This window comes from Dietzia sp. CW19 (assembly GCF_014145265.1).
Classification (GTDB): Bacteria; Actinomycetota; Actinomycetes; order Mycobacteriales; family Mycobacteriaceae; genus Dietzia; species Dietzia natronolimnaea.
In genome coordinates, this window is record NZ_JAALEE010000059.1 from 1 (window position 1) to 22,821 (window position 22,821).

A 22,821-nucleotide genomic window follows, 5' to 3' on the forward strand; every position below is an offset into this window, starting at 1 on the left:
CACCGCGTCGGCGGCGCCTCCGGTGTAGTCCAGGATCCTGCGGGCCGCGGCGGCCGACGGCTCCCGCCCCGTGCGGGCCGCCGCCAGGGCCCGGATCTCGGAGTGATCGAGTGCACCCAGGTGCAGGGTCTCGCGGGCGAGGGTGGCACACAGGTCCGCGGACTGTCCCTCCGAGGGGTTCCCGGCGGTGAGGACCAGGAGGACGGAACCGTCGACGGAGGCCTCGAGGGCCGACCCGAGAGCACGGAGGGAGTCGGGGTCGGCGTGGTCGGCGTCGTCGATCACGATGACCGTCCCGGCGCCCGCGCCCCCGAGAGCGGCGCCGAGCTCGTCGACGACCTGGGTCGCCGTCCGCTCGACCGGGAGGTCGCCGGGAATCTCCTCGTCACACCCCGCAGCTCCCCGCGGGAGTCGCTGGAGGATACGGTCCGCGGTCACCCACGGGACGTCGTGTTCCCACGGCAACGCCCTGGTCAGAACCGTGGTCACACCGGTGGTCCCGGTGAGCAGGGTGTCGACGAGGTGGCTCTTGCCCCCACCGTAGGGGGCGGCCACCAGGACCACCGACGACCCGCGGTCCACCACCGCGCCATGGATCTCGCGGAGTCGCTCCGCTGCGCGGTGGTGACCGTGGCGGGGGATCAGGGAGGGCATGGTGGTCATGACCTCAGCGTAGGTCGGTCGCTGGGGTCTCGATCTGTTCCAGCGAACCCCCGGTCCGTCCGTCGTGTCCGGAGCCCGGGACGGTATCCGGGACCTGCGCGATCAGGCCCGGCGAGCGCGGCACGGCGAGCGTGATGAGGGCGCCGGCGAGGGCCACTCCGGCAAAGACGAGGAACGAGGTCTCCGCCTGGAGGCCCGCAGCGACCAGGAGACCACCGATGACCGGGCCGAGGATCCCGCCCAGTCGCCCGAAACCCGCACACCAGGCCACACCCGCGGCGCGGGAGCCGGTCTCGTAGTAGTTGGAGACGAAGCCGTAGACGAGCACCTGGGTCCCGATGGTGCCCATACCGGCAGCGGCGACGAGCAGGATCATCAGAGCGATCGGAGGGGAGAGGGTCACGGCGATCAGCGCCAGGGTGGCGAGGACGAACGAGCAGGCCACGATGACCCGCGGGCCGTGCCGGTCGGCCAAGCGCGACGCGGCCAGCCCGCCGACGATGGCGCCGCCGTTGAGGACCAGCAGGAAGCCCAGGGAACTCTTGGCGTCGATGCCGTACGTCTCCATGATCGTCGGTAGCCAGGTGTTGAGCCCGTAGGTGAGCAGGAGTCCGGCGAAGCTCATGAACCCGAGCAGGAGGGTGCCGAGTCGGTAGGCCGGGGTCAACAGGCCGGCGAACCCGGTGGGTGCGATCGCAGCGGTGCCCGTCCGGGGGTCGTCGGTGCTCGCGGCCGGTGCGTCGATGAAGGCGTGGACCGGCAATCCGCGGGCGGTGCACAGGGCGACGGCCTCGTCGGTGCGGCCGCGCGAGGAGAGCCAGCGAGGCGACTCGGGCAGGGCGTACCACGCGTAGGGCAGGACGATGATGATGGGCAGTGCGCCGATGAGGAACAGTCCCCGCCAGCCGATGTGGTCGCGCAGGAGCATCGCCAGGGCGGAGGCGAGGACGCCTCCGGCGGGGATGCCGCTGTAGACCACGGCGTTGAACAGGTTCCGCCGCCCGGCGGGGGCGAACTCGGCGATGATCGCGCCGGCGGTGGCGACGATGGCGCCGATTCCGAGGCCGGTGAGCAGGCGCAGGATCCCGAACGTCGTGATGTTCTGTGCGAAGGCGGTGGCGGCCATGCCGATCGAGAACCAGGCGATCGAGCCGAGCATGATCTTCCGGCGGCCGATGCGGTCTCCGACGGCGCCCGCGCTCAGGGCTCCGATCATGACTCCGACGAGGGCGTACGAACCCAGGGCGCCGGCCTGCGCGGCCCCGAGGGGGCCGATCTGACCGGGGTCCGCCATGAGCGTGGGCAGGATCGCGCCGTAGATCACCAGGTCGTAGCCGTCGAAGAGGATGGCCAGGGCGACAACGGTCAGCACTCCGTAGACGGTTCGCCGATGCGCGGGGGACTCCCAGACGTCGGCTGTGGTTGCGGTCTTTTCGGTCACGGTGGACCTCCGGTGAGGGATGGGATGGGATGGGTGGGATGGAGCGGTGTGACACCAGGGGGCGCGGGGTGGCGCCGGGGGCGTGAAGAGGGTGCGTGAGGTGACGTGCGGCGCGCGTAGACGGGAGCCGGGACGGGCGGTCAGCCCTGGTCGCCGCCAGCGACCGGGAGGACCGACCCGGTGATGTAGGACGCCTCGGGGGAGGCCAGGAAGCAGATCGGGGCGGCCTGTTCGTGGAGGTCGCCGTAGCGACCGAGCGCGGTGGAGTCGACGGTCTGGTCCACGATCTGCTGGTACCAGCGCTTCTCCTCGTCGGTGCGGGCGTCACCGCCGCGGGAGATTCGGCGCTCCGGGGCGAGAGTTCCGCCTGGAGCGGTGGCCACCACCCGGATCCCGTGGGGAGCCGCCTCGAGCGCGAGCGCTGTGGTCAGTCCGTTCACCCCGCCCTTGGACGCCGCGTACGGGACCCGGTTGACACCGCGCGTGGCCACGGAGGACACGTTGACGATGGTGCCGGCCTCGACGGAGACCATCGACGGCAGGACCGCCCGGCACATCCACAGCGTGGGGAACAGCGAACGGCGCACCTCCTTCTCGATCTGTTCCGGCGAGTACTCGTGGTAGGGCCGGGCCCAGATCGTGCCTCCGACGTTGTTAATCAGTACGTCGATCCGGCCGTGAGTGGCGAGTGCGGTGTCCGCCGCGAATCGTGCGCCCTCGAACGTCTCGAGGTCGGCGACCACCGGGGTCACCCTGTGGCCGTCCGGCGACTCAGCGGTCAGTTCCTCGGCGACCCGGGTGATCGCGTCCGCACGGTCGACGGCGGTGACGACCCCGCCTTCCCGGACGACCCGGTCGGCGACCGCACGACCGATTCCCTGAACCGCACCGGTGACCAGGACGGACAGCCCGTCGAAACGCCCGGGGGACAGGACGGGTGGGACGGCGTCGTGGTCACCGACCGGGGCGCTCATGACGCCGCCCCGACGGACTTGTCGGCGAGCGCGGCGCGCATGGTCGCCTTGGCGTGTTCGGTGTGCCGCCTGATCAGGTATCGCGCCGCGTCGCGATCCCCGTTCTCGAACGCGGTCACGATCTCGAGGTGCTCCGGCACGATGTCCTCCGACACCCAGCGGGCGTCCGGGAGGACACTGTTCATCACCCGGGTGACCTCGAGGATCCGGTAGGCCTGCAGAAGGGCCTCGTTCCCCGTGCACCGGAAGAGGTACTCGTGGAACTGCGCGTTCGCAGCGGTGAAGCGCGCCGGGTCGAGGAAGCGATCGCCCCGGATGTACTGGTTGGCCGACTCCGCCAGCATGCGGAACTCCGCCAGGCGAGCGGCGTCGAGTCGGCCCATGGTGAGCTCGACTGCTCCGAGCTCGAGCGCCATCCGGGCATCGAACTGGGCGTCCGAGTGGGTGATCCCGGGATGTACCTCGCCGCTGACCACACCGGTCGAGGACGTGATGGTCTCGGACCGCTCGCCGCCGGACAGCGACAGGGCGGTCGATGTCGTCCGCGGGACGGAAGTCGAGAGGACGGGCTGCGGTGTCACGGGTCGAGGGACGTATCCCGCCGGCCGGGCCGCGATGGCGGAGGTCTTCTCCTCGGCCGCCGGTCCCGGTGAGGACCCGGGGCCGAACACGCCCGGGACCCGGGACTCGAACCCGACCGGTCGGGCGGCGATTGCCGGCTGCGGGTCGGTGGATCCGCGCGACCCGGTGACGGGAGCGCGGAACAGGCCCGGAATCCGGGGTCGGAAGCCGACGGGCCGTGCTGCGATCGGTGCTGCGGGGATCACGACGGCCTCGCGGGTCGCGACCGCCGGGGCGGCCTCGGAGACTCTCTCCGCCGTGACGGGACCGGTTGCGACCGGCCCGGCTGTGGCGAGCTCGTCAGGGGCCGTGGTGATCTCGGCCGGTTCAGGGTCGGCGTGTGCAGCAGCGTTGTCGACGGCGACCGGTGCGACCTCGGCGGGGGTGGCCACTGCCGGCGTCTCAACGGGAGTAGTGGATGCGACGTCGGCGCCTGCAGCCGCTGCCCCGTCCCCCACCACCGTGGCCGGGGTGAACTTCTCGTAGTAGAAGTGCGTGACCTCGAGGCCCTCGGTGTCCAGGAAGGTCCGGACGGACTCCACCATCGGCGGGGGGCCGCACAGGTAGATGTCGGCCGTCCCGCCGTGGAGGTGCTCGGGGCGGATCAACCCGGTGACGTATCCGGTGTTCGGGAACGCCGTGGCCGGGTCGGACACGACCAGGTCCCACGTCATCCCCGGCAACCGTGTCGTGTACTGGTCGAGTAGATCGGTGTACACCACATCGGTGTCACGTGAGGTCCCGTAGACCAGGTGCACGGGCCTGTCCCCGGAACCGGCGACGGCGAGGCTCTCCAGAATCGACAGGACGGGTGCGAGTCCGGTGCCCCCCGCGAGCAGCAGCAGCGGCCGCGGTGACTCGCGCAGGAAGAAGCTCCCCATCGGGCCCGTGAGGTCGAGCCGGTCGCCCGGCGCACATCGCTGCGCCAGGTACTCGGACATCGCGCCGCCGGCGGCGTACTTGATGAGGAACGACAGGTGGTCGGCGTCCGGGCCCGTCGAGAACGAGTACGAGCGAACCTGGTCGGTGCCGGGCACGGACACGTTCACGTACTGGCCCGGCAGGAACGCGAGCGCTCCGCGGTCATCGAGTTCCACGGTGAGCGCGAACGCTCCCTCGGCCAGTCTCTCGACAGACGTCACCGTCGCGGGATGGGCGGCCGCGGTTGTCTTGGCCACGTCCGAGGTGGTGGGGATCTGGACCACCAGGTCCGAGCGCGGGACCATCTGGCACGGCAGGCAGTAGCCGGCCTCGGCCTCGGCGTCGGTGAGGGCGTCGTCGATGTAGTCGCCGCCGTCGTAGTCTCCCGACTCGCACAGTGACTTACACGTGCCGCACGCTCCGTCGCGGCAATCGAGGGGGATGTTGATTCTGGCCTTGTACGAGGCGTCGGCGACGGTTTCCGACGGGCCACATGTGATGAAGCGCGTCACACCGTCCTCGAAGCCCAGGGCCACCTGGTAACTCATGGGATCTCACTTCTTGTCGCTGGCATGATCGGCCGCTCTGAGCGGGCCGGTGGTCGTCGACGCCCCGGTGGGGCCGGCGTGGTGGCTGCGAGGGTCACACCATGTAGACGTCCACGATGTGGTGGATGTAGTCGTTCTTGAGCACGACCTTCTTGTAGGTGATCAGCGGGGTCTCACCCGTGACGTCGAGGGTGTAGAAAGACGTCCCGAAGTACTGGTCGGTGGCCTTGTAGCGGACATACGAGGAGAGCCAGTTGAAGCGGACATCGACCTCGCCGGGCCGCCGGTCGAGCACCTCGATGTTGCTGATGAGGTGGCCGGTGCGGGGTTCCGGCAGGGAGGTGGACGACGACCGGTCGGTACGGATGCGGAACACCCGGTCCTCGATGCCGGCCCGGTTGGGGTAGAAGATGAGCGAGATCTCGGAGTAGGGGTCCGTGGTGAGCTCGCCGTCGTCGTCCCAGGCCGGCATCCAGTACATCGCGTCCTCGCGATAGCACTCGATCCATGCCTCGAACTGCCGGTCGTCGAGCAGGCGGGCCTCGCGGAAGAGGAAGGCGGAGATCTCCTCGACGGAGATCGACGCCACCGCCGGTTCAGACGCTGAGGGTGCGGACACTGAGGGTTGAGACACTGAGGGTGCGGACATCATCGGTCCTTTCGTGGGAGTGATGAGGCGCCGGAGGGCGCGGGTCGGATCAGAGGGCGGCGGTCGCGGTGGCGCTCGGCGTCGCGCCGTTCGTCCCCGCGGCTGAGGCATCCGCCTCGGCGGCGGCGCGCTCTTCGGCCTCCAGTGCACGGCGCATGGTCTCGAGCCAGTACCCGTGCTGCACCGGGTACAGACCCTCGTCCTCGGTCTTGGCGCCGGAGGAGAGCACGTTCTCCATCCCCAGCCCTCGGGCGGTGGTGTCGGGGCCGCTGACCTGGTGGGTGGAACCGCGGGTCATGTCGTTCCACGGAGCGGCACCGGCCAGGTAGGTCTTCTGGCAGGAGCGGAACTCCTCCAGATCGTCCGGCGTCGCCATGCCGGTCGCGTTGAAAAAGTCCTCGTACTGGCGGATCCGGGCGGCGCGGGCGTCGGTGCTCTCGCCCTTGGGGGCGATGCAGTAGATCGTCACCTCGGTCTTGTCCACCGAGATCGGCTTGAAGTGCCGGATCTGACTGGAGAACTGGTCCATCAGGTAGACGTTGGGGTAGAGGCACAGGTTTCGGGAGGCCCCGACCATGAACTCCGCCTTCTTCTCACCGATCTGCTCGGCCAACTCCTCCCTGCGTTCCCACAGCGGACGGTCCTCGGGGTTGCCCCACCACATCCACAGCAGCAGGTGGCCGTGGTCGAACGACCAGTAGCCGCCTCCCTGCTTGCCCCACGTGCCGGCGTCCATGGCCTTGGTCTCGTTCTTGGATTCGCCTGAGCCGCGGCGGGCGGTGGTGGCGGCGTAGTTCCAGTGGGTCGCCGAGACGTGGTAGCCGTCGGCGCCGTTCTCGGCCTGGAGTTTCCAGTTGCCGTCGAAGGTGTAGGTCGACGACCCACGCAGTACCTCCAGCCCCTCCGGGGACTGGTCGACGAGCATGTCGATGATGGTCCGGCTGTCCCCGAGGTGCTCCTCGATCGGCAGCACGTCCTCGTTCAGGCTGCCGAAGAGGAACCCGCGGTAGTTGGCGAACCGGGCCACACGGCGAAGGTCATGTGAACCGCCGGTATTGAACTGCTCCGGATAGCCGGCGTCCCGCGGATCCTTGACCTTCAGCAGCTCACCGGAGTTGGAGAACGTCCAACCGTGGAACGGGCAGGTCAGCGTGGTGCGGTTGTCCGTCTTGCGGCGGCACAGCATCGCCCCGCGGTGCGAGCAGGCGTTGATCAGGCAGTTCAGTTCTCCGTCCCTGCCGCGGGTGATCATGATGGGCTGGCGGCCGATGTCGGTGGTGAAGTAGTCGCCGACGTTCGGGATCTGGCTCTCGTGTGCCAGGTAGACCCAGTTGCCCTCGAAGATGTGCGTCATCTCGAGTTCGAACAGTTCCTCGTCGGTGAAGATGCGACGGTTCGCACGGATGATGCCCTCGGCGGGACGGTCCTCGAGAGCGGTGTCGAGAGTGTGCTGCAGATGGTCGAGTCGATCGGACATCGAGTACTCCTTGCGGGGTCGGGGCGGGCCACCTCGAGGGCGACCTGTTGCCGTGATGACCCCAACGGTGCCCGAGTGTGGGGCGAGTCACACTAGGGGTTTGCCTAGTCGTGCCTAGGTGCTACTTGTTCGCACCGCGAACGGATTGTTCTCATCCGTACGTCTATCTGCGAGAACGCGCCCGCGAGGTGCGCGATACGCACAAGATTTCCACTACATACGTATAGGGGGGTGATTGACGACACACCTTTGCCGGGGGCACAGTGAGGGCATCGGCCGACGGAGATCCCTGAGCAGGACATCGTCCACCGGCCCGATCCAGTCCCCCCACTCACGCAGGGAGCGTCATGAGCACCACCGCAGTCCCCACCACCGCAGTCCCCACCGCCTCGGGCTCCGGCAGCGCCGCCACCGACAAGTTCAAGGGCCACCGGGTCAGCTCCGACACCTCGCCGGAGCGCGCCGCCGCCATCTACAAGGACGTGCTGACCAAGCTGTCCGAGGTCATCTACCAGCACGAGGTGACCTACGACGAGTACCGCGTCCTCAAGCAGTGGCTCATCAACGTCGGCGAGGGTGGCGAGTGGCCGCTGTGGCTCGACGTCTTCCTCGAGCACTTCATCGAGGACTCCAACAGTCGGATCTTCGCCGGTACCAAGGGCTCCATCGAGGGCCCGTACTACGTGCCGGACGCCCCGAATCTCGGCGCCAAGGGCACCATGCCGATGCGCGAGGACGAGAAGGGCACCCTCCTGGTGTTCAGGGGTCAGGTCCGTGACCTGGACGGCGCCGGCATCGAGGGCGCGACAGTCGAGCTCTGGCACGCCGATTCCGACGGCTACTACTCGCAGTTCGACGACGGCCTGGGTATCCCGGAGTGGAACCTGCGCGGCACCTTCTCCACCGATGTCGAGGGTGGCTTCGAGATCACCACGATCCAGCCCGCGCCCTACCAGATCCCGCACGACGGCCCGACCGGCGAGTTCATCGCCAGCTACGACGGCCACCCGTGGCGTCCGGCGCACCTGCACCTCAAGGTGACGGCCCCGGGCAAGCGGCTCATCACCACTCAGCTGTACTTCCAGGGCGGCGAGTGGGTCGAGGACGACGTCGCCGGCGCGGTCAAGCCCGAGCTGATCCTGGCCCCCGAGCCGGGCGCGGACGGCGTTGACGAGGTCGTCTACGACTTCGTGCTCGACCCGCTCTCCGAGGCCCGTTACGTCGCCTGACCACATCCGATCACCGGAGTCATCGTCCCCAGCCCCAGCCCCAGCCCCGGCCGCCACGAGCGGCCGGGGCGCCGGTGATCCCACCCAGCTCACAGCAAGTCGAGGACCGAACATGACCGACATGACCATCCGATCCGTCGAGACCCGCATCCTCGACGTCCCCCTCATCCGCCCCCACAAGTTCGCCACCACCACCGCGACCGAGCAGTCCATCCTCCTGGTGTCGGTGACCACGGCCGACGGGGTCGTCGGCTACGGCGAGGGCGTGACCCCGGGCGGCCCCTGGTGGGGCGGGGAGTCGGCCGAGACCATGCAGGTGCTGGTGGAGAAGTACCTCGCCCCCGTGGCCGTGGGCCGGCGCGTGGACGAGGTCCCGGCGGTCCTCGAGGCGATGGAGGGAGTGGTGGCCCGCGGTCGCTTCGCCAAGGCCGCACTCGAGATCGCCATGTTCGACGCATGGGCGCGCACTCTGGAGGTGCCGGTGCGGTCCCTTCTCGGCGGCGCCGTCCGCGACTCCATCGAGTGCACGTGGGCCCTGGGCGCCATGCCTCTCGAAGCGATGGTCGAGGAGATCGATGAGCTCCTCGCCGCGGACCGCCACCGCACCTTCAAGCTCAAGATGGGGGCACTGGAACCGGCCGAGGACGTCGCGCGCATCTCCGCGCTCGCCGAGCGCCTGGGCGGCCGCGCCGGCCTGCGGGTGGACATCAACGCCCGGTGGGACCGGTTCGCCGCCAACGTCCACCTCCCCGCGCTGGTCGCGTCCGGGATCGAGCTGATCGAGCAGCCGACCCCGACGGAGCAGATCGAGGTGCTCGCCGAGCTCAATCGCACGCTGCCCGTCCAGATCATGGCCGACGAATCAGTGCAGTCCCCGCATGACGCCCTCGAGGTCGTGCGCCGCGACGCCGCGGGGGTCATCGCCGTCAAGACCACCAAGCTGGGTGGCCTGACCCGGAGCAAGGAGGTGGTGGCCATCTCGCGCTCGGCAGGCATCGCCTGTCATGCCGCGACCTCGCTGGAGGGGCCCATCGGGACCATGGCGTCACTGCACCTGGCGTGCGCCGAGCCGGGCTTCAACTACGGCTCCGAGCTGTTCGGTCCGCTGCTGTTGGCCGAGACATACGTGACCACGCCGATCAGGTACGAGGCCGGTCGGGTTCACCTCCCGGAAGGGCCGGGCCTGGGCGTGGAGATCGACCACGACGCGGTGGAGAAGTTCACCCGCCGCTGACCGCTGACCGCTGTCCCACTGCCCTGCTGACCGCTGACCTGCTGACCACTGACCTACCAACCACTGACCGTTGAGAAGTAGAGGAGACTACCGAGATGGCACTGTTCCACGTCCGCATGGACGTCAATATCCCCCGTGACCTCGATCCGCAGGTGCGCGAGGACACCGTCGCCCGCGAGAAGGCCTACAGTCAGGAGCTGCAGCGTTCAGGCACGTGGCGGGAGCTCTGGCGCATCGTCGGCCAGTATTCCAACATCAGCATCTTCGACGTCGAATCCGGCGACGAGCTGCACGAACTGCTCTCGGGCCTGCCGCTGTTCCCGTACATGGACATCGAGGTCATGGCGCTGACGCGGCACCCCTCGCGAGTCGACGACTGACGCTCCGTCCGACCGGGCTCGGACCGATGAACGTCCGGCCCCTCACCGTTACGATCAACGTCAAGAGCGTTCCGCACACTTCCACTCGAGCAATGTGTGCGGAACGCTCTTGCCGATGCCGGGGAGCCGGTCAGACGCGCTCGAAGACGGCGGCCAGGCCCTGGCCGCCGCCGATGCACATCGTCTCCAGACCCCACTGCGCGTCGCGCCGCACCATCTCGTGCGAGAGGGTGGCGAGCATCCGGGCGCCGGTCGCGCCGACGGGGTGGCCCAGCGAGATTCCGGAGCCGTGGGGGTTGAGGCGCTGCGAGGCGGGGTCGATGTCCCACTCCCGCATGACGGCCAGCGCCTGGGCGGCGAAGGCCTCGTTGAGCTCGATCACGTCGATGTCCGCCAGCGTCATCCCGAGCCGGTCGAGCGCCTTGGCGGTGGCGGGGACCGGGCCGATCCCCATCGTCTCCGGGGCGACACCGGCCACGGCCCAGGACGCCAGGCGCACGAGCGGGGTCAGCCCGAGCGAGGCGGCCTTGTCCGCCGTGGTGACCACACACATCGCGGCGCCGTCGTTCTGGCCCGAGGCGTTGCCGGCGGTGACGGTGGCCTCGGGATCGGTCCGGGCCATGATCGCCCGGAGGCCCGAGAGTGTCTCGACCGTGGTGTCGGCGCGGGGATGCTCGTCGGTGTCCACGACGAGGTCCCCGCCCCTGCGCTGCGGGACGGCGACGGGGACGATCTCCTCGGCGAACACACCGGACTCCTGGGCGGCCACCGCACGCTGGTGGGACTGCACGGCCAGTCGGTCCTGCTCCTCGCGGGTGATGCCGTACTCGCGGCGGAGGTTCTCGGCGGTCTCGATCATCCCGCCGTCGATCACGTGGGAGCGGCCACCGACCGTGGTGCGGGCGCGGCCGAGGCGGTCGATCAGCGAGACGCCGTCGCCCTTGATGCCCCAGCGGGGAGAGGGCGTGGCGTAGAACTCCACCTGGCTCATCGATTCGACGCCTCCGGCCACCACGAGGTCCACTCCGCCGGAGGCCACCTGCAGCGCGCCGGTGATCACCGCCTGGAGTCCGGAGCCACAGCGCCTGTCCAGTTGCATCCCGGGCACGTCGATGCCGAGCGGGGAGTCGAGGGCGGCGATCCGGCCGATGGCGGGACCCTCGCCGCCGGGCGAGCCCTGGCCCAGGATCACGTCGTCGACGTCCGCCCCGGTCAGGCCGGTGCGCTCGACGAGCGCGGTGAGCAGGGAGGTCGCCAGGGTGTTCGCGTCCAGATCGCGGAACACGCCGCCGAAGCGGCCGACCGGGGTACGCAGGGGCTGGCAGATGACGACGTCGCGCATGGGTTCTCCTGGTGGTGGCTGGGGTGGGGAGCGTGGTGAGGGGAGGGGTCTCGGTCGGAACTGGTCAACGGTTGACGGTCGCCAGGTCCGCGGACAGGGCCCGGGCCGCGTCCACCACGACCGGGACGAGCTCGTCCCGGAGCTGGTCGATCGAATACCGGGCGGCGTGTGTGGAGACGTTAAGCGCGGCCACGACCCGCCCGTGGCGGTCGCGGACCGGGGCGGCCAGGGACCTCAGCCCCGGTTCGAGTTCCTGGTCCACCAGCGCCCACCCGCGGTCGGCGACCGCCGCCAGTTCGGCGCGCAGCCCGGCCGGCTCTCCGATCCCGTGCGGTGTGAGTACGCGTAGGTCGGTCGCCGCCAGGTGGGCATCCAGCTCCTCCGGGGGCAGGGCTGCGAGCAGGACCCTGCCCATCGAGGTGGCGAAGGCCGGGAAGCGGGTTCCGATGGTGATCCCGATGTTCATGATCCGACGCACCTGGACACGGCCCACATAGACGATGTCGTGACCGTCGAGGACGGCGATCGACGACGACTCGTCGAGCTGGGCGCTGAGCCGTTCGAGGTGCGGTTGGGCCAGATCGGTCAGTGGCATGGCCGAGAGGTAGCTGTAACCGAGGTCGAGCACGCGGGGGGTGAGCCAGAACGCCGACCCGGCGGTGTCCACGTAGCCGAGCTCGACCAGTGTGTGGAGGAACCGGCGCGCGGTCGCGCGGGTGAGCCCGGTGGTCCGGGCGACCTCACTGAGGGTCTGTCGGGGGTGGTCGGCGTCGAACGCGGTGATGACGGCGAGGCCGCGCGCGAGGGACTGGACGAAGTCCGGGGACGCCGGTCGTTCGGGTGTGGACCCGGACCCTGCCCCTGACTCGGACCCGGAACCGGAACCGGAGCCGAGCTCGGACCCTGACCCGAGCCCGGACCGGGTCTCGTCGGCGGCGTGCACGCGGTCCTCCGCGGTCACGCGGGCCCGGCCGAGGTCAGGTGCGCGCGCAGGACCTCGGAGACGCGCTCGGGCATCTCCACGGTGGGAACGTGGGCTGCGGGCGACAGGGTCACGAACTCGGCCCCCGGGATACCGTCCGCGAGCTCGCGGAGCACGTCGGGCGGCGTGGAGGGGTCCTCGTCTCCGGCCACCACGAGGGTGGGACAGGTGATCCGGCCGAGGTCGGCGCGTCCGTCCCACCCGGACAGGGCGTCGCAGGCCGCGGCATACCCCTCGGCGCTGGTCGCCAGGATCATCTCGCGGAGACCTGCCACCAGGGCGGGATCCTCCTCGGCGCGACCGCGGGTGATCCACCGCGCCACCACCGCGTCGGCGACGGCCCCGGTGCCGCCCTCGCGGACCGCGGTCGCGCGGTCGACCCATCCCGAGGGTTCGCCGAACTTCGCGGCCGTGCACAGCAGGGCCGTGGACCGGACCCGGGTGGGCTCGTGGACCGCGAGCCACTGGGCCACCGCACCTCCCAGGGAGAGCCCGACCACGTGGAAGCGGTCCACGCCGAGGGCGTCGAGCAGGGCGAGGACGTCGCCGCAGAGATCGGCGATCGTGCACGGCCCCGGAACCACGTCGGAGCCCCCGTGTCCACGGTGGTCGACGGCGATGACCGTGTGGTCCCGGGCCAGTTCGCGCACCTGGGCGTCCCACATCGACCGGTTCGATCCGAGTGATCCGAGGAGTACGACGGCAGGGGCATCCGCTAACTGCGGGCCGCTGACCTGGTGAGACAGGGTGGCGGGCATGGGGCGGTTCCTTTCCTGGGGGAGGCGGCCGGGTCCGGTCGGGCCCGGGTGACGTGCACCACGATACGCCGCAAGTGTACGCATAACGAACAGTTGTGCAAGAAGCGAACAGAGTCTACGGTGTGTGACATGACCAACAAGATCTTCTCGTCGGCCGCCGCAGCGGTCGCGGACATTCCGGACGGCGCCTCGCTCGCCGTCGGGGGGTTCGGTCTGGTCGGCATCCCCGCCGTCCTGATCGATGCACTCCTCGACCAGGGGGCCACCGACCTGAGCACCGTGAGCAACAACTGCGGTACGGACGGCTTCGGTCTCGGCACGCTCCTCGAGGCCCGCCGCATCACCCGCACCACGGCCTCCTACGTGGGGGCCAACAAGGAGTTCGCCAGGCAGTACCTGAGCGGCGAGCTGGAGGTGGAGTTGACGCCGCAGGGCACGCTCGCCGAGCGGATGCGCTCCGGCGGAGCGGGCATCCCCGCCTTCTACACACCCGCCGGCGTCGGGACGATGGTCGCCGAGGGTGGACTCCCACTGCGCTACGACGGCGACGGGGGAGTGGCCGTGGCGTCCGACCCCAAGGAGGTGCGCGAGTTCGACGGAGTGCAGTACGTCCTCGAGCGCGCGATCGTCACCGATTTCGCCCTCGTCCACGCCCACCGTGCGGACACCGCGGGCAACCTCCAGTTCCGCGGCACCGCACGGAACTTCAACCCGGACGTCGCGATGGCCGGCCGCATCACCATCGTCCAGGCCGAGGAGATCGTCCCGGCGGGACGGATCGACCCGGCCGACGTCCACCTCCCCGGAATCTTCGTCCAGCGCCTCGTCGAGGTGGGACGTCAGGAGACCGGAGTCGAGATCGAGAAGCTGAGTAGCGGCAGGAACGGGGAGGACCGGTCATGAGCTGGACCCACGAGCAGATGGCGGCCCGGATCGCCGCGGACTTCGTCGACGGCCAGTACGTCAACCTGGGGATCGGGATGCCGACCCTCATCCCCGACGTCGTCCCCGGCGGTGTCGAGGTGACCCTGCACTCGGAGAACGGCATCCTCGGCGTGGGCCCGTACCCGACGCCCGAGCAGCTCGACCCGGAGATGATCAACGCCGGCAAGGAGACCATCACGGCAGCCGCCGGGGCGGCGTACTTCTCGTCGTCGGAGTCCTTCGCCATGATCCGGGGCGGAACGGTCGACGTGGCGGTGCTGGGCGCCATGCAGGTCTCACAGGCCGGGGACCTGTCCAACTGGATGATCCCGGGAGCGATGGTCAAGGGCATGGGCGGTGCCATGGACCTGGTCCACGGCGCCGGCCGGGTGATCGTGATGATGGACCACGTCACGCGCAAGGGGGACATCAAGCTCATGGCCGAGAACTCCCTGCCGTACACCGGCCGCCGGTGCGTTCAGCGCGTCGTCACCGACCTGTGTGTCCTCGACATCACCGCCGAGGGGTTCCGGCTCGTCGAACCGGCCCCGGACGTCACGATCGAGGAGATCCGCGCCAAGACGGGCGCCGAGGTCCACACCTAGCGGGACCGCACACCGCCGACTGGCCCCGGGGCGAACAACGGGTGTACGACGGTTCAGGCGATCAACCGGGGGTCGGTTTCTCACTACTGTGGGGACCGACCCCGTCGTCGCCTGAGGAAGGTCCCCACGCATGAGCACCTCCACCCCGGTCACCGTCACCGTTACCGGCGCCGCCGGAAAGATCGCCTACTCGTTGCTCTTCCGCCTGGCGTCCGGCCTGGTCTACGGCCCCGACACACCGGTCCGCCTGCGGCTGCTCGACATCCCGTCCGCGGTCACCGCCGCCGAGGGCGTGGCGATGGAGATCGAGGACTGCGCCCTTCCCCTGGTCGACTCGATCGACATCACCGACGACGCGACCGCGGCGTTCGACGGCACCAACGCCGCGTTCCTCGTGGGGGCCATGCCGCGGGGCAAGGGCATGGAGCGCTCCGACCTGTTGAGCGCGAACGGCGCCATCTTCCGCGACCAGGGGCGCTCGATCAACGCCGGCGCCGCGGACGACATCCGCGTGGTGGTGGTGGGCAACCCCGCCAACACCAACGCCTACATCGCGCACAAGCACGCCCCCGACGTCCCGGCCGGTCGGTTCACCGCCCTCATGCGGCTCGACCACAACCGGGCGCTGAGCCAGCTCGCCACCCGGCTGGGCGCCCCCGTCGCCGACCTCGACGGAGTGGTGGTCTGGGGCAACCACTCGGCCACCCAGTTCCCGGACGTCTCCTATCTCACCCGCGCCGGTGAGCCCGTGACCACCGGCCTCGAGCGGGACTGGCTGGCCGAGACCTTCATCCCCCGGGTCGCGAACCGGGGAGCGGAGATCATCTCCGTCCGCGGGTCGTCCTCCGCCGCGTCGGCGGCCGGCGCGGCGGTCGATCAGATGCGCGACTGGGTCCACGGGACCCCGGGGGAGAGCTGGACCACAGTGGCGCTTCCCTCCGAGGGGCAGTACGGCACCGTCCCGGGAGTGGTCACCGGACTGCCCTGCCGTAGCCGCGGTGCCGAGTGGGAGGTCGTGGAGGGTCTGGGGATCGATGACTTCCAGCGCGCCCGCATCGACGCCTCGGTGGCCGAGTTGATCTCCGAACGCGACGCCGTGCACGCCCTCGGCCTGACCGACTGACCCCGGGGGCGGGGCCCGGGCGGCGTATGTGGGGTCGCGGGCCCGACGGCCTACGATGGTCGGGTGACGACTGCAGCGACTCCCGGCCCCGAGACCGACCGTGCGGACTCCCTCCCCGCCTCCTGGAACCCCGGCGAGGTCGAGTCCGAGCTGTATCAGCGCTGGGTCGACGCCGGCTACTTCGAGGCGGACCCCTCCAGCGACAAGCCGGCGTACTCGGTGGTCCTGCCGCCGCCCAACGTCACCGGCAACCTCCACATGGGGCACGCGCTCGACCACACGCTCATGGACGTGCTCACGCGTCGCAAGCGCATGCAGGGGTTCGAGGTGCTGTGGCTGCCGGGTATGGACCACGCGGGAATCGCCACCCAGACTCTGGTGGACCGCAAGCTCGTCGCCGAGGGGATCGACCGGCACGAGATCGGACGCGAGGCCTTCATCGAGAAGGTCTGGGAGTGGAAGCGCGAGTCCGGCGGGACGATCGGTGAGCAGATGCGCCGGCTCGGCGACGGTGTGGACTGGTCACGCGAGCGGTTCACGCTCGACGAGGGCCTGTCCCGCGCCGTGCAGACCATCTTCGCCGAGCTCTACGACCAGGGGCTGATCTACCGGGCCGAGCGCCTGGTCAACTGGTCGCCGACCCTGCAGACTGCGATCTCGGACATCGAGGTCAAGTACGCCGATGTCGAGGGCGAGCTGGTCAGCTTCCGCTACGGGTCCATGGACGACTCGCAGCCGCACCTGGTGGTGGCCACGACCCGGCTCGAGACGATGCTGGGCGACACGGCGATCGCCGTGCACCCGGAGGACCCGCGGTACGCCCACCTCGTGGGCGCCGAGATCGAGCACCCGTTCCGCGAGGGCTGGACCATGCGCGTCGTGGCGGACGACCACGTGGACCCCGAGTTCGGGACGGGGGCCGTCAAGGTCACGCCCGCGCACGACCCCAACGACTTCGCGATCGGCCAGCGCCACGGGCTGGAGATGCCCACGATCATGGACGCGGCCGGCCGCATCGCCGACACGGGGACACGCTACGACGGGATGGACCGGTTCGAGGCGCGAAGGGTGATCCGCGAGGACCTCGCCGCCGAGGGCCGGATCGTCAAGGAGGTGCGCCCGTACCTGCACTCCGTCGGACACTCGGAGCGCTCCGGCGAGCCGATCGAGCCCCGGCTGTCCCTGCAGTGGTGGGTCAGGGTCGAGGAGTTGGCCCGGATGGCCGGCGATGCCGTGCGCGACGGTGACACGGTGATCCACCCGAAGAGCCAGGAACCGCGCTGGTTCGACTGGGTCGACGACATGCACGACTGGTGCATCTCCCGCCAGCTGTGGTGGGGCCACCGCATCCCCATCTGGTACGGGCCCGACGGCGAGGTCGTCTGCGTGGGCGTCGACGAGCAGCCGCCCGCCGGGTACACGCAGGACACGGACGTGCTCGACACGTGGTTCTCCTCCGGACTGTGGCCGTTCTCGACCATGGGCTGGCCCGACCGTACCGCCGACCTGGAGCGGTTCTACCCCACGTCCGTGCTGGTCACCGGCTACGACATCCTGTTCTTCTGGGTGGCCCGGATGATGATGTTCGGCACCTTCGTGGGCCGCACCCTCACCGGCGACAAGGCCACCCCGGGCCCCGTCCCGTTCACGGATGTGTTCCTCCACGGGCTCGTCCGCGACGAGCACGGTCAGAAGATGTCCAAGTCCAAGGGCAACGGCATCGACCCGCTGGACTGGGTGGACCGATTCGGCGCCGACGCCCTGCGCTTCACCCTGGCCCGGGGCGCCAACCCGGGCGGCGACCTGTCCGTGGGCGACGACGCCGCCCAGGCCTCGCGCAACTTCGCCACCAAGCTCTTCAACGCCACGCGCTTCGCGCTCATGAACGGCGCGAAGGTGGGCGAGCTCCCCGAGGCGTCCGCACTCACCGACGCCGACCGATGGATCCTCCACCGGCTCGGCGAGGTGCGACTGTCGGTCGACGACGCACTGGACCGCTACGAGTTCTCCAAGGCCTGCGAGACGCTCTACCACTTCGCGTGGGACGAGGTGTGCGACTGGTACCTGGAGCTCGCCAAGGTCCAGTTCGGGAACGACGACGAGGCGCGCAGCTCCGAGCGCGCCGAGCACACGCGACTCGTGCTGGGACACGTCCTCGACGTGGTGCTGCGGATGCTGCACCCCGTCATCCCGTTCGTCACCGAGGTGCTGTGGACGGCCCTGACCGGACGCGACTCCGTGGTGATCGCCGACTGGCCCTCCGACGTGGTCCCGGCAGAGGGTGCCGCAGAGTCCGTGCGCCGGGTGGCCGACGCCCAGACCCTCGTCACCGAGATCCGCCGCTTCCGCTCCGACCAGGGCCTCAAGCCGGGCCAGCGGGTGCCCGCACGCGTCACCGGGGTCGACCAGGCGGACCTGCCCGCGGACCTGCTCGACCAGGTGGCCTCGATCGCACGGTTCATACGGGCCGAGGACGACTTCACCGCCACGGCCTCGCTGGAGGTCCGGCTGGGGTTGTCCACGGTGGGGGTCGAGATCGACACCTCCGGGACCATCGACCTGGCCGCCGAACGGCGCCGTCTGGAGAAGGACCTGGCATCCGCTCGGAAGGAACTGGAGACCACCGGGGCCAAGCTGGGCAACGAGGCGTTCCTGGGCAAGGCCCCCGACCACGTGGTGGACAAGATCCGCGCGCGCCGGGATCTCGCCGAGGCCGAGGTCGCCAGGATCTCCGCGCGACTCGAGGGCCTCCCGGCCGGGAGCAACGCCTGATGGCGGGCCATCGGTGGCTCGAGCCACATGACCCGAACGAGGGCTGGGACACTCCGACGGAGGAAGACGTCGCCGAGATGCTCGGTGAGGAGGGCCTGGTCTCCGGGGTCTCCCTCGGGGGGCCACTGCCCGGGGACGAGGACGGTGACGACCACCAGGAGCCGCGCCCGATCCCGGAGGTCGGCAGCCCCGAGTGGCAGGCCGACACCGCAGAGCTCGCGGTGGTCGAGGAGGAACTGGCCACCCGGTGGCCGGAGACCCGCCTCGAACCGAGCCTCGACCGGATCGCGGAGCTCACCTCCGTCCTCGGGGACCCGCAGCACGCCTACCCGGTCGTCCACGTGGCGGGGACCAACGGCAAGACCTCGGTCACCCGGATGGTCGACGCGCTCCTCCGGGCGCTGCACCAGCGCACCGGGCGCAACACGAGCCCGCACCTCCAGACAGTCACCGAGCGCATCGCCCTCGACGGCGAGCCGGTAACCGCGCGTCTGTTCGTGGACACCTACCGCGAACTGCAGCCGTACCTGGAACTGGTCGACCAGCGCTCGGAGTCCGCTGGCGGACCGCGCATGAGCTACTTCGAGGTGATCACCGCGATGGCCTTCGCGGCCTTCGCCGACGCCCCCGTGGACGTGGCCGTGGTGGAGACCGGCATGGGCGGGACCTGGGACGCCACCAACGTGGTGCGGCCGGCCGTCGCCGTCGTCACCCCCATCGGCCTGGACCACACCGACTACCTGGGCGACGACCTGGCGACGATCGCGGGGGAGAAGGCGGGGATCATCCAGCCGGGAGCAGAGGACGAACTGTTGCCGCGGGACCCGATCGCCGTGATCGGTCGCCAGGAGCCCGAGGCGATGGAGGTACTGGTGCGTCGCGCGGTCGAGGTGGGCGCGGTGGTGGCCCGGCTCGGCTCGGAGTTCGACGTGGTCGAGCGCCGCCTCGCGGTGGGCGGTCAGCAGCTCACCCTTCGTGGACTCGGGGGCGAGTACCCGGAGGTGTTCCTGCCGCTGTTCGGTGAACACCAGGCCGAGAACGCCGCCACCGCGTTGGCCGCCGTCGAGGCGTTCTTCGGCGCGGGTCCCGAACGGTCGCTGGACCCCGAACTCATCCGCGCCGGATTCGCCGCCGTGGACAACCCCGGCCGGCTCGAGCGACTCAGCTCGAGCCCGACGGTCCTGGTGGACGCAGCGCACAACGGCCACGGCGGTCGAGCTCTTGCCGAGGCGGTCACCTCCGAGTTCGACTTCAAGAGGCTCGTCGCGGTGGTGGCCATGCTCGACGGCAAGGACGCCGACGCCTTCCTCGCGGCGATCGAGCCGGTGGTCGACGAGGTCGTCATCACCAGGGCCGGGTCGCCGCGCGCGATGGCGCTCGACGACCTCGCGCGCATCGCCGAGGACCGGTTCACCTCACAGCGGGTCCACGTGGTGGAGACCCTCCCCGACGCGATCAGTGCCGCGCTGGACCTTGTGGGTGTCCCAGACCCGACCGCCGACGACGACGTGTCCGGCGTCGGCGTGCTCGTCACGGGATCCGTGGTGACCGCCGGGGCTGCCCGCAGCCTGTTCGGAAAGGACGCACAGTGACCGACCCCGGCTCAGCCGAAGCCAGATCAGCCGTCACCGGTTCCGCCGACCCCGGGGCCACCGCGCACGAACCCTCGGTGGATCCGTGGAAGGGCCTGCGGGGGATCATGGCCGGAACACTGATCCTGGAGGCCATCGTCATCGGGTTGGTCCTCACGGTGATCGCCCGGGTCGACGACGGGGAGCACTTCCAGCCCTGGAAGGTGTGGTTCGTCAGCCTGCTCGCCGTGGCGATGGTCGTGGCCAGTGGTCTGCAGCGACGCCCCTGGGCGATCCCCCTGAACCTCACCCTCGCCGGGTTGGCCGTGGCGGGCTGGGCCGTGCACTGGTCGATGGGCGTCTGCGGCCTGATGTTCGCGGCGGTGTGGGCGTACATCCTGTATCTGCGGCGGGACCTGTCCAAGCGGATGGCGGGCGGCTACCTACCCAGTCAGCACGACTGACTATTGCCGGGTACTTGTAGCATTGCGGCCGTGACCGAGAGAACCTTTTTCCTCATCAAGCCCGACGGCGTCCAGCGAGGCCTGACCGGGACCATTCTGGCGCGTATCGAGGCCAAGGGCCTCACGCTCGTGGCCATGGACATGCGCCGGGTGCCGCGGGAGACCGCGGCCGAGCACTACGCCGAGCACGCCGAGCGTCCGTTCTACGGTGACCTGCTCGAGTTCATCACCTCCGGGCCGGTCGTGGCCGGTGTCGTCGAGGGGCCGCGCGCGATCGCCGCATGGCGCCAGTTGGCCGGCGGAACCGACCCGGTGGAGAAGGCCGCCCCGGGCTCGATCCGGGGCGACTTCGGACTGGAGACCCAGTTCAACCTGGTGCACGGGTCGGATTCCGAGGAGTCCGCGGCACGCGAGATCGCCTTGTGGTTCCCCGGACTCTGATCCGAGTCGATCAGCAGCGATAGCGCTGAACGCGCCCGTCGGTCCCCGGACCGGCGGGCGCGTTTCTCTCTCACCGAGCCCGCGCGGCGACGGATCGTCGGCGTATGTGGGAGAATGTCGGAAGCCCACATTCTTGGCGAGCGGACCTCCAGTTCGCCCCGGATCGGGCGCCCGCCATCCGCGGGCCGGATCACACCGGAGTCGCGGACCACAAGACATAGCCCCACCCGAGGTGGGGCCCAGATAGAAATGCCGACCCCGTGCGGCGGCGTGGGTCACCGGAGTCCTTCCGGTGACGTGATCGCGCCCGGAGTCCGGCCAGAGGAGACACGTGTCGGATTCGAACCTGACCATCGACGATCTCAATGCGCTTCCGGAGAAGATGCGCGCGCACGCGGCCGCCAAGGCCGTGGGGATGACCAGCAAGGAGTTCCTGGCCGCCATGGCCGGAATCGGCGTGGAGGTCAGGAGCGCCCAGTCCGGCGTGACGCGCGAGGTGCTGCTCACCTGGTTCGCCAGCCGTGGGGAGGGCGGCGCCCCCGCGTCGGAGGCTGCTCCCGCCGTGGACGACGCACCGGTGGAGAAGCCCTCCCGCACGTCCTCGGCAGAGAACGCCCCCGCCGAGAAGGCCCCCGCCAAGAAGGCCGCCGCGAAGAAGGCCGTCGCCAAGAAGGCCGCGGCCGAGAAGGCTCCGGCGAAGAAGGCTGCAGCCGAGAAGCCCTCCCGCGAGACCTCGGCGGAGGAGCTCTCCCGCGAGTCGTCAGCCGAGGAGGCCCCAGCGAAGAAGGCCCCCGCCAGGAAGGCGCGCAAGGCCGCGGCGGAGAAGACGGCACCCGCCGCCGCGGACGGTCCCACCGCGGAGCCCACGACCGGAAAGAAGTCCACGTCGCAGGCTCCGGTCCGTCGACCCCTGCCGGAGATGTCGATCGTGACCGGTGAGGTGGGCACCGCGGAGCCGGGCAACCGCCGCCGGTCCACCGCGACGCCCTCGTTCTCCCCGCTGTTCCTCTCTCCCGACGAGGCCGCCGCCAAGGCCGAGCGGGAGCGCCCCGCGCGCACGAAGTCCGGTGGGTCCGAGACGTCGCGCGCCGGACAAACCCGGACCGGGCAAACCCGGCCGGACCAGCCGAACGCCGGGACCACGGACGAGACGGGAACCCGGGGCGACTCCGACACCCCCGGGACGGCTGACATCTCCGGCACCGCCGGGGCCCCGGAGACCACCGACGCCTCCAAGATCGCCGACGCCTCGGAGTCCACCGACACCAACGACGACCAGAACGACAACGGTGAGGGTGGTAGCCGTCGCCGCCGGCGTGGCCGTCGCGGCCGCGGGCGTGGTCGGGGCGAGAACTTCGACGACCAGAACGGCGAGGACGACGAGAACGACGCGTCGACGGACGACTCCGATGACGCCCGCGACGACACCTCCGGCGACCGCCGGGACCAGCGTTCCGGCGGCTCCGGCGGCGCTGACCGTCGTGACGACTCCGGCTCGGCGGACACGGCCGACGGGCGGTCCGAGTCGGGGGACGAGTCCTCCGAGGACGACTCCGACGACTCCGACGGGTCACCGTCCGGGTCGCGTCGGCGTCGCCGTCGTCGTCGTCGTGGTGGGGGTTCGGGCAACGACGACACCCAGGCCTCCGGCGACGACTCTCCCGACACCGAGGTCCAGGAGCAGCGCGAGCCGCGCCGTCGC

At 70.2% G+C, this 22,821-nt stretch carries 19 protein-coding genes and 1 pseudogene; 11 read left to right on the forward strand and 9 right to left on the reverse strand.

Annotated features, from left to right (window positions below; genetic code table 11):
• The 6 genes from G6021_RS02130 to benA form a co-directional block, all read right to left on the reverse strand.
• Positions 1-663 (reverse strand): AAA family ATPase (locus G6021_RS02130; RefSeq protein WP_182640569.1); only part of this gene is annotated, 663 nt, incomplete at its 3' end.
• A 4-nt stretch (positions 664-667) separates the two neighbouring features.
• The gene (locus tag G6021_RS02135; protein WP_347238899.1) at positions 668-2,104 is read right to left on the reverse strand and encodes an aromatic acid/H+ symport family MFS transporter; all 1,437 of its coding nucleotides are present in this window, start codon (positions 2,102-2,104) and stop codon (positions 668-670) included.
• A gap of 140 nt (positions 2,105-2,244) precedes the next feature.
• Positions 2,245-3,078, reverse strand: a complete 834-nt coding sequence (locus G6021_RS02140; protein ID WP_182640570.1) for a 1,6-dihydroxycyclohexa-2,4-diene-1-carboxylate dehydrogenase — start codon at positions 3,076-3,078, stop codon at positions 2,245-2,247.
• Complete coding sequence (benC, locus tag G6021_RS02145) at positions 3,075-5,168, reverse strand: benzoate 1,2-dioxygenase electron transfer component BenC (protein ID WP_182640571.1); 2,094 nt, start codon at positions 5,166-5,168, stop codon at positions 3,075-3,077. Before benC ends, G6021_RS02140 begins: the two co-directional genes overlap by 4 nt.
• A 94-nt stretch (positions 5,169-5,262) precedes the next feature.
• The gene (gene benB, locus G6021_RS02150; RefSeq protein WP_107748438.1) at positions 5,263-5,757 is read right to left on the reverse strand and encodes a benzoate 1,2-dioxygenase small subunit; all 495 of its coding nucleotides are present in this window, start codon (positions 5,755-5,757) and stop codon (positions 5,263-5,265) included.
• Positions 5,758-5,866: 109 nt separating this feature from the next.
• Positions 5,867-7,294 carry a benzoate 1,2-dioxygenase large subunit gene (gene benA / locus G6021_RS02155; RefSeq protein ID WP_182640572.1) on the reverse strand — a complete coding sequence of 476 codons (1,428 nt, stop codon included), beginning with the start codon at positions 7,292-7,294 and terminating at the stop codon, positions 5,867-5,869.
• A gap of 347 nt (positions 7,295-7,641) precedes the next feature.
• On the opposite strand from benA, the gene catA reads away from it, so the two are divergent.
• The 3 genes from catA to catC all read left to right on the forward strand — a co-directional run bounded on the left by catA (position 7,642) and on the right by catC (position 10,137).
• Positions 7,642-8,523 carry a catechol 1,2-dioxygenase gene (gene catA / locus G6021_RS02160; RefSeq protein ID WP_182640573.1) on the forward strand — a complete coding sequence of 294 codons (882 nt, stop codon included), beginning with the start codon at positions 7,642-7,644 and terminating at the stop codon, positions 8,521-8,523.
• A 112-nt stretch (positions 8,524-8,635) separates the two neighbouring features.
• Positions 8,636-9,757: a muconate/chloromuconate family cycloisomerase gene (locus G6021_RS02165; protein WP_107748159.1), complete on the forward strand. Its 1,122-nt coding sequence runs from the start codon at positions 8,636-8,638 to the stop codon at positions 9,755-9,757.
• A 95-nt stretch (positions 9,758-9,852) separates the two neighbouring features.
• A complete protein-coding gene (catC, locus tag G6021_RS02170) occupies positions 9,853-10,137 on the forward strand; it encodes a muconolactone Delta-isomerase (protein ID WP_107748160.1) in 285 nt (94 codons plus the stop codon).
• Between the two features lie 130 nt (positions 10,138-10,267).
• On the opposite strand, the gene G6021_RS02175 is transcribed toward catC, so the two are convergent.
• The 3 genes from G6021_RS02175 to pcaD form a co-directional block, all read right to left on the reverse strand.
• On the reverse strand, positions 10,268-11,479 hold the full coding sequence (locus tag G6021_RS02175; RefSeq protein WP_182640574.1) for an acetyl-CoA C-acetyltransferase: 1,212 nt from the start codon (positions 11,477-11,479) through the stop codon (positions 10,268-10,270).
• Between the two features lie 64 nt (positions 11,480-11,543).
• Complete coding sequence (locus G6021_RS02180; protein ID WP_182640578.1) at positions 11,544-12,422, reverse strand: IclR family transcriptional regulator C-terminal domain-containing protein; 879 nt, start codon at positions 12,420-12,422, stop codon at positions 11,544-11,546.
• A 14-nt stretch (positions 12,423-12,436) separates the two neighbouring features.
• Positions 12,437-13,219, reverse strand: a complete 783-nt coding sequence (pcaD, locus tag G6021_RS02185) for a 3-oxoadipate enol-lactonase (RefSeq protein WP_182640575.1) — start codon at positions 13,217-13,219, stop codon at positions 12,437-12,439.
• Positions 13,220-13,348: 129 nt separating this feature from the next.
• Between pcaD and G6021_RS02190 the strand changes: the two genes are divergently transcribed.
• The 8 genes and pseudogenes from G6021_RS02190 to G6021_RS02225 form a co-directional block, all read left to right on the forward strand.
• The gene (locus tag G6021_RS02190; RefSeq protein WP_107748164.1) at positions 13,349-14,122 is read left to right on the forward strand and encodes a CoA transferase subunit A; all 774 of its coding nucleotides are present in this window, start codon (positions 13,349-13,351) and stop codon (positions 14,120-14,122) included.
• Complete coding sequence (locus G6021_RS02195) at positions 14,119-14,748, forward strand: 3-oxoacid CoA-transferase subunit B (RefSeq protein ID WP_107748165.1); 630 nt, start codon at positions 14,119-14,121, stop codon at positions 14,746-14,748. The genes G6021_RS02190 and G6021_RS02195 overlap by 4 nt, the downstream gene beginning before the upstream one ends.
• A gap of 130 nt (positions 14,749-14,878) precedes the next feature.
• On the forward strand, positions 14,879-15,871 hold the full coding sequence (locus tag G6021_RS02200; protein WP_107748166.1) for a malate dehydrogenase: 993 nt from the start codon (positions 14,879-14,881) through the stop codon (positions 15,869-15,871).
• 63 nt (positions 15,872-15,934) lie between these two features.
• Positions 15,935-18,643, forward strand: a complete 2,709-nt coding sequence (locus G6021_RS02205) for a valine--tRNA ligase (RefSeq protein ID WP_182640576.1) — start codon at positions 15,935-15,937, stop codon at positions 18,641-18,643.
• Positions 18,643-20,235 carry a folylpolyglutamate synthase/dihydrofolate synthase family protein gene (locus G6021_RS02210; RefSeq protein WP_187700336.1) on the forward strand — a complete coding sequence of 531 codons (1,593 nt, stop codon included), beginning with the start codon at positions 18,643-18,645 and terminating at the stop codon, positions 20,233-20,235. Before G6021_RS02205 ends, G6021_RS02210 begins: the two co-directional genes overlap by 1 nt.
• A 77-nt stretch (positions 20,236-20,312) precedes the next feature.
• Positions 20,313-20,678: a DUF4233 domain-containing protein gene (locus G6021_RS02215; protein ID WP_107748440.1), complete on the forward strand. Its 366-nt coding sequence runs from the start codon at positions 20,313-20,315 to the stop codon at positions 20,676-20,678.
• A gap of 30 nt (positions 20,679-20,708) precedes the next feature.
• The gene (ndk, locus tag G6021_RS02220) at positions 20,709-21,119 is read left to right on the forward strand and encodes a nucleoside-diphosphate kinase (protein ID WP_107748168.1); all 411 of its coding nucleotides are present in this window, start codon (positions 20,709-20,711) and stop codon (positions 21,117-21,119) included.
• Between the two features lie 331 nt (positions 21,120-21,450).
• Positions 21,451-22,821, forward strand: a pseudogene (locus tag G6021_RS02225) (hypothetical protein); the annotation flags it as partial.

Coding starts and splice junctions, on each gene's coding strand:
- G6021_RS02140 (WP_182640570.1), bottom strand. CDS start 3,078: ATGAGCGCCCCGGTCGGTGACCACGACGCCGTCCCACCCGTCCTGTCC.
- benC (WP_182640571.1), bottom strand. CDS start 5,168: ATGAGTTACCAGGTGGCCCTGGGCTTCGAGGACGGTGTGACGCGCTTC.
- benA (WP_182640572.1), bottom strand. CDS start 7,294: ATGTCCGATCGACTCGACCATCTGCAGCACACTCTCGACACCGCTCTC.
- catA (WP_182640573.1), top strand. CDS start 7,642: ATGAGCACCACCGCAGTCCCCACCACCGCAGTCCCCACCGCCTCGGGC.
- G6021_RS02165 (WP_107748159.1), top strand. CDS start 8,636: ATGACCGACATGACCATCCGATCCGTCGAGACCCGCATCCTCGACGTC.
- catC (WP_107748160.1), top strand. CDS start 9,853: ATGGCACTGTTCCACGTCCGCATGGACGTCAATATCCCCCGTGACCTC.
- G6021_RS02175 (WP_182640574.1), bottom strand. CDS start 11,479: ATGCGCGACGTCGTCATCTGCCAGCCCCTGCGTACCCCGGTCGGCCGC.
- pcaD (WP_182640575.1), bottom strand. CDS start 13,219: ATGCCCGCCACCCTGTCTCACCAGGTCAGCGGCCCGCAGTTAGCGGAT.
- G6021_RS02190 (WP_107748164.1), top strand. CDS start 13,349: ATGACCAACAAGATCTTCTCGTCGGCCGCCGCAGCGGTCGCGGACATT.
- G6021_RS02195 (WP_107748165.1), top strand. CDS start 14,119: ATGAGCTGGACCCACGAGCAGATGGCGGCCCGGATCGCCGCGGACTTC.
- G6021_RS02200 (WP_107748166.1), top strand. CDS start 14,879: ATGAGCACCTCCACCCCGGTCACCGTCACCGTTACCGGCGCCGCCGGA.
- G6021_RS02210 (WP_187700336.1), top strand. CDS start 18,643: ATGGCGGGCCATCGGTGGCTCGAGCCACATGACCCGAACGAGGGCTGG.